Origin of the sequence: Corynebacterium faecium, assembly GCF_027257105.1 — a bacterium.
GTDB classification, from domain to species: domain Bacteria; phylum Actinomycetota; class Actinomycetes; order Mycobacteriales; family Mycobacteriaceae; genus Corynebacterium; species Corynebacterium lehmanniae.
In genome coordinates, this window is the sequence record NZ_JAPYJX010000007.1 from 25026 (window position 1) to 38190 (window position 13165).

General features: G+C 62.7%; 10 protein-coding genes. 2 read left to right on the top strand and 8 right to left on the bottom strand.

Annotated elements, in window-relative coordinates; all coding sequences use genetic code 11:
* The 3 genes from O5O53_RS08760 to O5O53_RS08770 form a co-directional block, all read right to left on the bottom strand.
* On the bottom strand, positions 1-2826 hold a 2826-nt coding region (locus tag O5O53_RS08760), incomplete at its 3' end, for a YPDG domain-containing protein (RefSeq protein ID WP_269511396.1).
* Between the two features lie 1449 nt (positions 2827-4275).
* Positions 4276-4662 carry a hypothetical protein gene (locus tag O5O53_RS08765; protein ID WP_269511399.1) on the bottom strand — a complete coding sequence of 129 codons (387 nt, stop codon included), beginning with the start codon at positions 4660-4662 and terminating at the stop codon, positions 4276-4278.
* A gap of 76 nt (positions 4663-4738) precedes the next feature.
* Positions 4739-6028, bottom strand: coding sequence for an adenylosuccinate synthase (locus O5O53_RS08770; protein ID WP_269511402.1), 1290 nt, complete (start codon positions 6026-6028; stop codon positions 4739-4741).
* A gap of 52 nt (positions 6029-6080) precedes the next feature.
* Between O5O53_RS08770 and O5O53_RS08775 the strand changes: the two genes are divergently transcribed.
* Both O5O53_RS08775 and O5O53_RS08780 read left to right on the top strand, forming a co-directional pair.
* Positions 6081-6875, top strand: a complete 795-nt coding sequence (locus O5O53_RS08775) for a hypothetical protein (RefSeq protein ID WP_269511404.1) — start codon at positions 6081-6083, stop codon at positions 6873-6875.
* A 327-nt stretch (positions 6876-7202) separates the two neighbouring features.
* Complete coding sequence (locus O5O53_RS08780; protein ID WP_239356014.1) at positions 7203-8081, top strand: PRC and DUF2382 domain-containing protein; 879 nt, start codon at positions 7203-7205, stop codon at positions 8079-8081.
* A gap of 97 nt (positions 8082-8178) precedes the next feature.
* Here O5O53_RS08780 and O5O53_RS08785 read toward each other — a convergent pair whose 3' ends face one another.
* The 5 genes from O5O53_RS08785 to pyrE form a co-directional block, all read right to left on the bottom strand.
* Entirely contained in the window at positions 8179-9351 is a 1173-nt protein-coding gene (locus O5O53_RS08785; RefSeq protein ID WP_269511407.1) for an FUSC family protein, read from the bottom strand.
* Between the two features lie 91 nt (positions 9352-9442).
* Entirely contained in the window at positions 9443-10477 is a 1035-nt protein-coding gene (fbaA, locus tag O5O53_RS08790; RefSeq protein ID WP_269511409.1) for a class II fructose-bisphosphate aldolase, read from the bottom strand.
* Positions 10478-10525: 48 nt separating this feature from the next.
* Positions 10526-11722 (bottom strand): glycoside hydrolase family 76 protein, encoded by a 1197-nt coding sequence (locus O5O53_RS08795; RefSeq protein ID WP_269511412.1) that lies wholly within the window; start codon positions 11720-11722, stop codon positions 10526-10528.
* A 259-nt stretch (positions 11723-11981) separates the two neighbouring features.
* Entirely contained in the window at positions 11982-12644 is a 663-nt protein-coding gene (locus tag O5O53_RS08800; protein WP_269511416.1) for a TrmH family RNA methyltransferase, read from the bottom strand.
* A complete protein-coding gene (gene pyrE / locus O5O53_RS08805) occupies positions 12637-13164 on the bottom strand; it encodes an orotate phosphoribosyltransferase (RefSeq protein WP_269511419.1) in 528 nt (175 codons plus the stop codon). The genes O5O53_RS08800 and pyrE overlap by 8 nt, the downstream gene beginning before the upstream one ends.
* Position 13165 lies beyond the last annotated feature (1 nt).

Consider the following 13165-nt stretch of genomic DNA (forward strand, 5'->3'; position numbering starts at 1 on the left):
ACCCTCCGGCACCGGAACAGTGACCTCACCAGTGGTCTCGTCAACCTTCACACCATCCGGAGCACCCTCACCCGGAGTGAACTTCGTGTCCTCAGGCGCCGAGGTGTCGTTGCCGTCCTTGTCCTTGAAGGTCGGAGCCGGAACCGTCACATCATCGCCCGGCTTACCGTTGCCATCCTCATACTCAGGCTCGAACTTGTCCTTGTCCTTCTCGACCGGAGCCGGAGTATCCGGCTCGTCGACGGTGACAGTGACATCAACCGTGTCCTTCGAACCATCCGGGTAAGTCACATCCACCGGAACCGTGATCTTGTCACCCGGCTTCGCATCCTCCGACACCGGAACAGTGACCTCACCAGTGGTCTCGTCAACCTTCACACCATCCGGAGCACCCTCACCCGGAGTGAACTTCGTGTCCTCAGGCGCCGAGGTGTCGTTGCCGTCCTTGTCATTGAACGTCGGAGCCGGAACCGTCACATCATCGCCCGGCTTACCGTTGCCATCCTCATACTCAGGCTCGAACTTGTCCTTGTCCTTCTCGACCGGAGCCGGAGTATCCGGCTCGTCGACGGTGACAGTGACATCAACCGTGTCCTTCGAACCATCCGGGTAAGTCACATCCACCGGAACCGTGATCTTGTCACCCGGCTTCGCGCCCTCCGGCACCGGAACAGTGACCTCACCAGTGGTCTCGTCAACCTTCACACCATCCGGAGCACCCTCACCCGGGGCGAACTTCGTGTCCTCAGGCGCCGAGGTGTCGTTGCCGTCCTTGTCATTGAACGTCGGAGCCGGAACCGTCACATCATCGCCCGGCTTACCAGATCCATCCTCGTACACAGGCTCGAAGTCCAGATTCTGGTTTGGCGACTTCGGGTTAGTGCCGTCTTCCTTTTCCTTGTCGTCCGGGATGCCGTCACCGTCGTCGTCGGTGTCCTCAATGTCAGACTTGCCGTCGCCATCGGTGTCCAGCTGGAACTTCGCCTCAGCGTCGTCCGTGGAACCATCCGGGTACGTCACCGTCACCGGAACCTCGAACTCCTCAACGGTATCCGCACTCAGCTTGGACTTGTCCGGGAACGTCACCGTGATCTCGCCGGTGTTCTCCTCAATCGTGACCTCGTAGCCCTCCGGAGCCTCGAAATCCTCCGAAATCGCAAACTTCGAATCCTCAGGAGCCGCTACGTCCTTACCTTCCTTGTCAGTGAAGGTCGGCGTCGACTTCGTCTCCTCACCCGGGACAACAAGCTTGTCCTCGTAGGCCGGGTCATAAATTGCGTCATCCTTCTCGGTGACCGTCACCGTGGCATCAACGGTGTCCTTCGTGCCGTCCGGGTAAGTCACCACAACTGGAACCGTGATCTTGTCACCCGGGTTCGCGTCCTTCGGCACCGGAACGGTGATCTCACCAGTGTTCGAATCAACCGTTACGCCCTCCGGAGCACCCTCACCCGGGGCGAACTTCGTGCCCTCCGGCGCCGTGGTGTCGTTGCCGTCCTTGTCATTGAACGTCGGAGCCGGAACGGTCACATCTTCGCCCGGCTTACCAGATCCATCCTCGTACACAGGCTCGAAGTCCAGATTCTGGTTTGGCGACTTCGGGTTAGTGCCGCCTTCCTTTTCCTTGTCGTCCGGGATGCCGTCACCGTCGTCGTCGGTGTCCTCAATGTCAGACTTGCCGTCGCCATCGGTGTCCAGCTGGAACTTCGCCTCAGCGTCGTCCGTGGAACCATCCGGGTACGTCACCGTCACCGGAACCTCGAACTCCTCAACGGTATCCGCACTCAGCTTGGACTTGTCCGGGAACGTCACCGTGATCTCGCCGGTGTTCTCCTCAATCGTGACCTCGTAGCCCTCTGGAACCTCGAAGTCCTCCGAAATCGCGAACTTCGAACCCTCAGGAGCCTCGACCTTCTCTTCAGTCGGGTTACCTTCCTCATCCTCACCAGTCTTGGTGAAGGCCGGGGAAGACTTCGTCTCTTCGCCCGGGACTACAAGCTTGTCCTCGTACGCAGGCGCGTACTCGTCCGAGTCCTTGGTGACCAGGACGGTCCACGCGGAAACGTCGTTACCACCAGAAACCAGGACTACGTTGAAGTAGTCGCCCTTCTCTGCATCCTCCGGGATGTCGAAGGTGCAGGCAGCGACCTGAGCCTTAATACCCTTGGACTGGTCAAGCTCGCAGGTCTTGAGAACCTTGCCCTTCTGGTCGCGCCACTCGACCTTCGACTCCAGCGGTGACAGGTCCCCGGAAAACTCCGGAGTCACCGTCGTGCCAGGGGCAGCCGGCTTATCTGTGGCGTTGTAGTCAGCAACAATCGAAACCGGGGTGTACGGCATGACCGCGTAGTTGACGTTGTAGAGCGAGTTCAGGTTCTGGAACGGAAGACCGTTGAAGTTGATCGGCAGCTGATTTTCACCAGGAATGGCGGAAGCGCGGAAGTTACCGCCATCGTTAAATCGCTGGAAAACTGGGGTGTGGAAGCCGGTGTAACCGTTCTGAACTACACCGTCCTTGTCTTCCACCCACACAAACACGTGGTTCGGGTTAAGGATGTCCTCGCGGATTTGTCCCTTCTCGTACTCACCGAATCGAAGAGTGTATTCGCCTTTATTATTGGTCTTGCCGTAGACGGTTTTGAGAATGTACTCGGGGTGATCCTCGAGCATCTTCTTCGTCTCTTCGGCTAGCTTATTCGGATCGTCCTTGTACTGCTCATGCAGCTTTTCGTTCGCTGCGGCACCATCCTTGGTCAAGGTAGATGCGTATACGGTGTAGCCGTCAGCGGCTTCGTCGACACTGTTGAACGCTGGGCCAGTCGCCACGATTCCCTTATCAGGGCCACCGGTCTCCAACCAAACAGTTCCCGAAATAGTGTTTGGCACGTCTGTTTGCGTCGAAGCCAAATTGATCGGGCCCTCTGGGTCTTCAACGAGCTTGTCACCCTTAGCTGCCATCCAGCTGGTTTCGTGGTTCGGCGGAACCTCTTGGTAGAACGCGGCCGTCAACTGGATGTTGCCATCCGCAGCAGCGAACGAACCAAGGGGACCTTCAACTAGACCATTGAAGGACCCCGGGACGAAGCCGTTTGCCTGACGGAACATTACGACCTTGTTGCCACGGTCGTTGGTATACGGCTCAACCCAAATGCGGTGCTTTTGATCTGTACGAGCAGCCCAGGTGTGCTCGACACCCAGCTTGTCAGTCCAGGTAATGCCCTTATCCTCGGTTCCGAAAGCGAACGTGCCCTGACCACCGTTACCACCGACCACATTCGGCAGGGTGTGGGTCTTAGCGCTGAAGATCGGCGAATAGGAGCCATCTTTGTCCTGGAACTGTGCATAGACAGTGACACCATCGAGCGGAATATTGCCATTATCGATGGTCGAACCCGGATTACCTTTCGGCCCCGTTAGATACACGTGACCCGAGATCAGACCCTTACCGACACCGTGTGCATCGGTCAGGTTCGCAGCCTTAGTGACTCGACCGCTAGCGATCATGTCAGCGTCAATAATCTCGTTCTGGTCATCAGCCGCGGGAGCATCTGCAGCCTGGTCAGCGACAGCAGCAGGAGTTTCCTGAGCAACAGCCACCGGCTGCGCGAACGGCGCAACCAATGCAAACGACAGTGCCGCTGCAGCCACGGACGTTCCGCGGCGACGAGCGATGTAGTTCTTCTTCATAAAAGTCCCTTTCGAGGAATCTCTGAAACAACAGAACGCTGAGCCCGAGACATGTGTACAGCTAGGCAACTGTCCATAAGGGCCAACATGGGCAAGCGTACGGACGCTCCAAGGGCGCTGCAATGACGTTCTTATGCACATTTACGCATGTCAGACGGTGCTTGAAGTTGACTAAATTGACATATGCCCAGCACAAACTGGACACAACGCCGCATCAGCCCCGACGAAAAAAACAAAGCATCACAAGTTGGTCAGCGTACGGAAAACGCCGTTCTTAACAGACTGCTGAGTGGCGACAGAGACATATATACCCCCGTCCGGTCAGACCAAGGGAGACCTCCCCATGCACAGAACACCCAGCTAGAAAGTTTGAAGCACAAAACTTTCTGGGAGGTAACTGTACAAAAATGGACTAAAGAAGCTCTAGTCGGCAAGGCGGAGCGAGACGGTCCTTAATTTCACGTAAGAATGTGACGCAACGCTGCAATTTTCACCCGTACGGGGGTGACCGGAGGAGCGTCGATACGCAAGTCGCCCCTCCAACCGCTTTGGGTCGGAGGGGCGACTGCTAGCCAGAGGTCGAGAAGACTACTTCTTCTCAACCTCCTGCTTGTCCAGCTTTGCATAGGTGTTGCCGGAAGAACCCTTCAGCTCGAGGTTCTTCACGGAGCTGCTCGCACCGCCGGGGGTGCAGTTGTCGTACACGATCGTGTCGGCGAGCAAGCCAGCTGCCAGCAGCGCCAGACCGCCAGCAACCGTGGCGATGCCCGTGCCGTACTGGCCCAGCTTTTTGTTAATGGCGTCGATCTGGATAGCGACCTCCGGGTTGAACACGCCCTTACGCTGCTGGATAGCCGTGTTTGCCTCCTGGATGCGCACATCCACCTGGCCAACCAGGTTGGACAGACCCGGCAGCTCGATCTGCGTAGCCAGACCAAGTGGCAGCAGCGCGATCAGCGGCAGACCGAAGCCCACAGAGGTGGCGACGCAGCGGTTGCGCTGAGAAAATGTTGAGACTCTTGCGTTTACCCGCCAACGGCGCTGAACCCCGCTACCGCTGCATGATGTCGTGGCGCACGATGGTCTGGTCACGGCCCGGGCCGACGCCGATGTAGGAGATCGGCGCGCCGGAAAGCTCCTCGAGGCGCAGCACGTAGTCCTGCGCCTTCTGCGGCAGGTCCTCAAACTCCCGGCACTCGGTGATGTCCTCGTCCCAGGCCGGCATGGTTTCGTAGATCGGCTCGGCGTGGTGGAAGTCGGTCTGCGTTAGCGGCATTTCGTCGAAACGCTTGCCGTCCACGTCGTACGCCACACAGATGGGGATCTCCCCGATGCCGGTGAGCACGTCCAGCTTGGTCAAAAACAGGTCTGTAAAGCCGTTGACGCGGGAGGCGTAGCGCGCGATCACGCTGTCGTACCAGCCGGTGCGGCGCACGCGACCGGTGTTCACGCCCACCTCACCGCCGGTGACCTGGAGGAACTCGCCCCACTTGTCAAACAGCTCCGTGGGGAATGGACCTGCGCCGACGCGGGTGGTATAGGCCTTGACAATGCCCAGCACACCGGTGATGCGGGTCGGGCCGATGCCCGAGCCGACGCAGGCGCCGCCGGCGGTGGGGTTGGAGGACGTGACAAACGGGTAGGTGCCGTGGTCCACGTCCAGCATCGTGGCTTGGCCGCCTTCCATGAGGACGTGCTCGCCGCGTGAGAGGGCGTCGTTAAGCACACGCTCCGCATCGATGACCATGGGCGCGAGACGCTCGGCGTAGCGGCCGAAGTAGTCCATGGTCTCCTCCACGGAGATCGCGCGACGGTTGTACATCTTCACCAGCATCTGGTTCTTCACGTCCAGGGCGGACTCGATCTTCTGGCGCAGGATGGACTCGTCAAAAATGTCCTGCACGCGCAGGCCCACGCGCGCGACCTTGTCGGCGTAGGTGGGGCCGATGCCGCGGCCGGTGGTGCCGATGGCGCGCTTGCCCAGGAAGCGCTCCTGCACGCGGTCCAGCTGCTGGTGGTACGGGGCCACCAGGTGCGCGTTGGCGGACACCTTAAGCCGGGACGCGTTGGCGCCGCGGGCCTCCAAGCCGTCGATCTCCTCGAACAGCGCCTCCAGGTTCACCACCACGCCGTTGCCCAGGATCGGGGTGGCGTTCTCGCTGAGCACGCCGGCGGGCAACAGCTTCAGCTCGTACTTCTCCCCACCCACCACAACGGTGTGGCCCGCGTTGTTGCCGCCGTTGGGTTTAACCACGTAATCGACTTTGCCGCCGAGGATGTCGGTCGCTTTGCCTTTGCCCTCGTCGCCCCACTGGGCGCCCACAATGATGATGGCGGACATCGCACACTCCTTATATATGGCGCAATAACGGCCATATTGTAGCGTGAGCGCCATGCGGCTCATCCACTGCGCGTGCGGCGACGCGCCCGTCATCCCCGGCGCCCAGCGCTTCGACCTTCCGCAGCACCCCAGCCAGCGGGACCTGAAGTTTTTGGTGGACATCGCGAGCGAGGTGCTGCCGGAGGACCCCACCCCGTCTCTGGACGAGATCCAGGCCAGCCCCAACGTCTCCCACCTGGGCGAACCGTCGTTTGCGCCGCAGCAGCCCTCCGAGCCGGTGCGCGTGGTGGTCTCCGGCGACGACCGCGCCCTGGGACTCGTGCTCACCCGCCTGATGCGGGCGGATGTGATGTGGGTGGAGGTCGGGTACGTGCCCGTCGATAGGCAATCGCCCGCAGCCGTGATGTGGGGCGCCGGCGATGCGGCGCTCGCGGTCGAGGGGGCGGTGCGGCCGATGCCCTGCGTGCGCACGGACTTCGGCGAGGTGGTCGCGGGGTCCGCCGAGCTATTTACTGGCGACGGCTCCGCGCCGTACGTGGGCGAAATTGTCGTGGACTCCGAGGTGCTCGTCGGCGGCAGCGAGTTCGGGGCGCGGCTCGTACCCACCGTAGACGCGCCCGGGCTGGTCGCGGTGCCGTTTGTCAGCCCGCTCGTGCCCACGCGCCGCTTCCTGCGGCGACAGCCCGTGCGCCGCACCGACGCCTCCCGGGTGCTCGCGGGCCGCGCGCTGCAATCAGGGGGCGAGGAAATCGCCGTGCTTATCGACGGCATCCGTCGCCCACGCACAGTCTCCCGCGTCACGTTCTACCGCCATCTGCGCGACATTCAGAGCGTCCGCGAGGGCTAAATTCTCGAACGTGATTTATCTCACAGTGGGAATTTTGTGGCGTTTGGTTAGCGTTTCGTTACCTCGCCGGTATTGAGCCTTGTTGTAGGTTTTGGCGGTTTACGTGGCGTCGATAGGCAAAGGCCCACGTCAAAGGGGTGTGACTAGGGCTACCTGAAGTGGGCGGGTTTGTCGCTCGAATTTTTGTTCTAACCGCGGTTTTGAACGGACGTCCAAACGCGCCGTGGAACTCTTCCCTACATTCGTTTTTGTTCCCGCAAGGACCGCTCCAGACGGAAACCGCGGTAGCAAAATAAATTTACTAGCCAAAACCTTTAAGGAGAAATCATGGCTGACTTCAACCGCATCGAGGACCTCGCAAACGCAACCGCATACGACGTCGACGGCGACAAGGTTGGCGGCGTCAAGGACGTTTACGTCAACGACACCACCGGCCAGCCGGACTTCGTTTCCGTCAACCACGGTCTCTTCGGTGGCGGCGACTCCATCGTCCCGCTGCGTGGCCACACCCTGCGCGACGGCGAGCTGCACCTCGCATTCCCGAAGGAGCGCATCGAGGACGCACCGGACCTGGACGAGAACGGCCACCTCACCACCGAGGACCAGGACGCGTTCTACCGCCACTACGGCCTGGAGAACACCCAGGACGTGACCACCTACGAGACTGGTAACCGCTTCGCAGAGACCGGCGCTGCTGGTGCGGGCGCAGCAGGTGCTGCAGGTGCTGGCTACGCTGCCGGCGAGCGCAACGTCGAGACCGATGTTGACACCGAGCGCCGCGACGTTGCCGACGCTGACCGTCGCGACGTCGCAGACAACGGCGAGATCATCCGCTCCGAGGAGCAGCTGAACGTCTCCAAGGACCGCGTTGAGACCGGCCAGGTCCGCCTGCGCAAGTACGTGGTCAACGAGACCGAGACCGTCGAGGTTCCGGTTGAGCGCGAAGAGGTCCGCGTTGTCCGCGAGCCGATCACCGACGCTGACCGCGCCAACTACGACGGCAACATCGGCGAGCAGGAAGCTTCCGTCACCCTCTCCGAGGACCGCGTGAACGTTTCCAAGGAGTCCGTCCCGGTGGAGAAGGTCTCCCTGGAGAAGGACACCGTCCGCGACACCGAGCGTGTCTCCGAGGAGGTCCGCAAGGAGCGCTTCGAGACCGACGGCGTCGTCGAGGGCGATGTCGAGGGCGACATCAACAAGCGCTAAACACTAAGCGCTAGACGCCTCAAACCCCGGCTGGGATATCCTCCCAGCCGGGGTTTTCGCTGTGCGGGTTGGTTTGGGCTGCCAAACCCAACGCCCGCTAGTCGAAGTCGAACGATTCCGGTTCGACCTTCGGCGTCTGCGAGGTGGGTGCAAGCGCCGCGAGCGCCGACTCGTGGGACATCCCGCACACCATCAGCAGGTCCACGATCAGCGAGCGGGTCTGCGCCAAGATGGCGTACGCGGACAGCACACCGTTTTCCGGGATGACGTCCATGCCGGCCTCCTGGGCGGCCTGGCGCAGCTCGTTCACGCACTGCGGGATCACGGTGGCCTGGGCGACACGGGAGTTGACGTCGTAGACCTCGGAAAGCTCCAGGCAGACCTGGGAAAGGGTGTCCAGGAGTTGGATCTGGGCGGGGGTGGCGGAATCGTTGTCGTCGGCAAGCACGCCCGCCCTGCGCGCCAGGACTCGAGTCGTGCGCACCGCATTATCGACGGGCGGGATCACGCGCGCGAGCGAATTAATGTAACGGCGCGTGCCCCACAGAAACGGCGAGACCCGCGACGTCTCCTGGCCGGCCTTGATGGCGGCGGCGAGGTCGTCGATGCCGGTCTGGGTGCCGCGGATCAGGTCGAGCGCTTCGTCGATGCTCGCGGGGTCGTTGTCGCGCAGTCCGTCGGAGACGTCGTCGAGCACCGACGACATGATGCCCAGCACCTTGGACACCTCCGCGCGGGCCGACTGCATCGGCGCCTGCGGGATCAGCGCGATAGTGGCCAGGGCGACCAGACAGCCGATGATCGCGTCCACGGTGCGGTCGATGCCCGTGACCTCCGCGCCCGGCGGCATGATCGTGGCGATCAGGATGGCGCCGATCGCGGCCTGGTTGTTCACCAGGATCGAACTGGAGAAAAACGACGCGATAAGCAGCGAACCAGCGACGATGACCGCTATCTGCCAGCCGCCGTCGCCGAGCCGGTAAAAGATGAGGTCACCGACCAGCACGCCAAGGATGCAGCCGAGCGCCATATCCACAGATTTAGAGACGCGGTCCCCGCCCGTCATGCCGATAATGATGACCACGCTGATCGGGGCAAAAAACGGGCGCGGGTGTCCGGCGACGTCGCGTGCCAGGAAGTACGCCAGTCCGGCCGCGAGGCCGATCTGCAGGATCGGGAGCAGACGCTTGCGCACGCGTTTCAGGCGCGCCTGCACCGATTTGTCCACCAGCTGAAGACGCTCCCGCGTACCCATCCTCTGCTTCGCCATGGTTAGACAGTTTAGGCGGGAAAGAACACGGTCTGGGCAAAAGGAAAACCTCCGGGGAGGGCCGGAGGTTTCGTCGATAAGCGAAGAGTGCTTACTTGGACACGGACTTGCCCACGGAGTGGAGGTCCTGGCATGCCTCGATGACGCGCTCGGACATGGCCTGCTCAGCCTTCTTCAGGTAGGAACGCGGGTCGTAGGTCTTCTTGTTGCCCACCTCGCCGTCGATCTTGAGCACACCGTCGTAGTTGGAGAACATGTGGGCCGCAACCGGGCGGGTGAACGCGTACTGGGTGTCGGTGTCCACGTTCATCTTGATCACGCCGTAGCGCAGGGCCTCCTCGATCTTCTCCTTCTCGGAGCCGGAGCCGCCGTGGAAGACGAAGTCGAACGGCTGCGCCCCCTCGTCCAGGCCGAGCTTGCGGGCGGCGACCTTCTGGCCCATGTCCAGCACCTCCGGGCGCAGCTTCACATTGCCCGGCTTGTACACGCCGTGGACGTTGCCGAAGGTGGCGGCCAGCAGGTAGCGGCCGTTCTCGCCGGTGCCAAGGGCATCGACGGTCTTCTCAAAATCGGCTTCGTTGGTGTACAGGTTCGAGCCAGCGCGAGCCTCAACGCCGTCCTCCTCGCCACCGACGACGCCAATCTCCACCTCGAGGATGATGTTCGCCGCGTGCGCCTTGGCCAGGAGTTCCTGGGCGATCTCGAGGTTCTCGTCGATCGGCACAGCGGAGCCGTCCCACATGTGGGACTGGAACAGTGGCAGCTCGCCGCGGTTCACGCGCTCCTGGGAGATGGCGATGAGCGGACGGACGTAATCGTCCAGCACTTCCTTCTGGCAGTGGTCCGTGTGCAGGGCGATGTTGACGTCGTAGTGCTGCGCCACCTCGTGCGCGAACGACGCCAGCGCCTTCGCGCCCGCAACCTTGTTCTTCACGCCCAGGCCGGAGCCGAACTCGGCGCCGCCGGTGGAGAACTGGATGATGCCGTCAGACTCCGCCTCGGCGAAACCCTTGATAGCCGCGTTAATGGTCTCCGACGAGGTGCAGTTGATCGCCGGGAACGCGAAGCCGCCCTTCTTGGCGGTGTCCAGCATCTGGTTGTAAACCTCGGGGGTTGCGATGGGCATGGAAATCCTCCTGCTAGGGGTTGCAGTTACGCCCCCAGTATGCCCGTTTTACGCCTGCGCTGCAGCCACCCTCGCCGCCGCCTCAAGCAGCATCCAGCCGGAAAGTTGGACGGACAGGTCGCGCTCGTCGATACGCACGAGCCCCACCGCCTCGCTTATCGACGAAGGCCCGAGCCCGTAGTTGTGCGGCAACTTCGCATCCTGGGTCCACTCCGCGGCAAACACCGGCAGGCCGTCGACCTCCAGGCGGTGCGACCAGAGCGACTCCGCCGACTGCATGACCAGCCGCGCCGCGATCTTGCGCGTGGCGACGTTTTCCTTCGAATCCTCCGGCAGCCGAAGGGCGACCTCCGCCAGGTAGCGCGCGAGGATGCCCTTGAACAGGCCGCCGTCGCCCTCCCCGGACTCCTCCGGCGGGCTCAGCAACACGCCCTGCGGAGTGGCCATCTGCAGCGCAATCGCCTGCACGATCGCGCGGATGTGGGTGATGTAGAACATCGACGCGTCCGCGCGCTCCGAGTAAACGAAGGAATCGATCTGCTCGTCGTGCGCCAGGCCGACGTCCTCACGCAGCGCAAGCGCGATCTCGAGGCTCGCTCCGAGTGCGGTGCCCTGGTTGTAGGTGTACACCTTATCGACGACCTCCGGTCCGCTCATGCGCATCCGGATGCCGTCATCAAGCAGACCGTCCTCACGCACCAGGTTGTCGAAGATCCAGTCCACAATCTCGCGTGCCTTGTCCAGGCGGCCCGTGCGGGCGAACAGCAGCGCCGCGGTGGCGTTCGACGGCACGTTGTAGAACGTCTCGCCGCTCCGCCACGGCAGCACGCCCGTCACCGGGTCGATGCCCGCGAGCAGGTCAAACTCCAGGTCATCCAGGTGTCGGTTGCGCCTGATCCCGCCGATGCGGGTCGCGCGGTTCCATGCCAGGGCCAGCCACGCCTTGTCGTCGTAGTGGACGTTGGTCAGCAGCTTGCCCCGGTTGCGGCGCTGCACCCCGCGCAGCGTGTCCGCGATCCGGCGGCGGCGCGATTTGGTTTCGCGGCGGGCGGCGGCGTCGACCTGGCAGTCCAGGTACTGGGCCTGCCACCAGTAGTGCCAGTGCCAAAACAGGCGGTCCTTCGGGCCCGGCGGCCACGCCACCACCGCCAGATTCGTCTTGGGCAGGCCCCAAAGCTTTTGCGCGTGGCGTTCATTTACGGCAGATTCAGCCAGGTCGGCGCGGTGCGCCCACGTTTCCGGCACAGGGGGACTCCTCAAGTTCAAACGGTTCGTACCTATATTGCCAGAGTGGCCGGATTCGTTTCACCGGTTCTGGCGGGTTTTAGGGGGTTCGGTTGGGTCTGGCGGCGGGTCTGGTAGCGGGCCTGGCGGCGGGCCAGCTAAACGAAACATGCACAAATCGACAATTGGGACGGTTGTTCAATTTCGAACGTGCAGGTCAGAAGATTATAAGTTTTGGTGCATGTAAATTCGTACAAAACCGGGGCCGGCCGCCCCTCGGCTACCACGCCTGGGAGAGGTCCGCGTGCTGACGGACCCAGGCGTGCATCGCGATGCCGGCCGCCACACCAGCGTTGATGGAGCGGGTGGAGCCGAACTGGGCGATCGAGCAGGTCATCACCGACGCCTCCTGGGCCGCTTCGGTCACGCCGGGGCCCTCCTGGCCGAACAGCAGGACGCACTCGCGGGGCAGCTCGGCGGTCTCCAACGGAACGGAGCCGGGGGTGTTGTCGATGGCAACGACCGGGATGCCCTCCGTGGCGGCCCATTCCATGAGGTCAGCGACCGTTTCGTGGTGGCGGATGTGCTGGTAGCGGTCCGTGACCATCGCGCCGCGCCGGTTCCACCGCTTCCGCCCGACGATATGCACCTCACGGGCCAAAAACGCGTTGGCGGTGCGCACTACGGTGCCGATGTTCATGTCGTTTTCGAAGTTCTCGATGGCCACGTGGAACGGGTGCCGGCGCTGGTCCAGGTCGGCCACGACCGCATCCAGCGACCAGTAGCGGTACGCGTCGACGACGTTGCGGCGGTCGCCGTCGCGGAGGAACTCCGGGTCCAGGCGGGGGTCGTCAGGCCACTGCCCTTCCCAGGGGCCGACGCCGTGGCGGCCTTCGTTCCATTCGGTGGGGCCGCGGAGCTCCCCGTCAGACGAGTTAGGCAAGGCCGAGGTCTTCGAGTCCGAGGAGGAAGCGGTACTCCAGGCCAGCGTCGTGGAGCACCTTATCGGCGCCGGTCGCGCGGTCGACGACGGTGGCCACGGCGACCACCTCGGCACCCTCCTCACGGCAGGCTTCGACGGCGGTCAGCGGCGAGTTGCCGGTGGTGGTCGTGTCCTCGACCACCAGCACGCGCTTGCCCTTGATGGACGGGCCCTCGATGCGGCGCTGCATGCCGTGCTTCTTCGCCTCCTTGCGCACCACGAAGGAGTCGATCGGGCGGCCGGGGGCGTGCATGATCGAGGTGGCCACCGGGTCGGCGCCCAGGGTGAGGCCGCCGACGGCGTCGAAGTCCAAGTCGTCGGTGAGCTCGCGCAGCAGCATGCCGATCAGCGGGCTGGCCTCGTGGTGCAGCGTCGCGCGGCGCAGATCCACGTAGTAGTCCGCCTCCTTGCCCGAGGACAGGGTCACTTTGCCGTGCACCACTGCCAGCTCTTTGACCAGCTCAGCGAGTTTTTCCTTCATC

Bases quoted from the DNA above. Each gene is read 5' to 3' on its own strand.
- O5O53_RS08780 (WP_239356014.1), top strand. From the start codon at position 7,203: ATGGCTGACTTCAACCGCATCGAGGACCTCGCAAACGCAACCGCATAC.
- O5O53_RS08775 (WP_269511404.1), top strand. From the start codon at position 6,081: ATGCGGCTCATCCACTGCGCGTGCGGCGACGCGCCCGTCATCCCCGGC.
- O5O53_RS08770 (WP_269511402.1), bottom strand. From the start codon at position 6,028: ATGTCCGCCATCATCATTGTGGGCGCCCAGTGGGGCGACGAGGGCAAA.
- O5O53_RS08785 (WP_269511407.1), bottom strand. From the start codon at position 9,351: ATGGCGAAGCAGAGGATGGGTACGCGGGAGCGTCTTCAGCTGGTGGAC.
- fbaA (WP_269511409.1), bottom strand. From the start codon at position 10,477: ATGCCCATCGCAACCCCCGAGGTTTACAACCAGATGCTGGACACCGCC.
- pyrE (WP_269511419.1), bottom strand. From the start codon at position 13,164: ATGAAGGAAAAACTCGCTGAGCTGGTCAAAGAGCTGGCAGTGGTGCAC.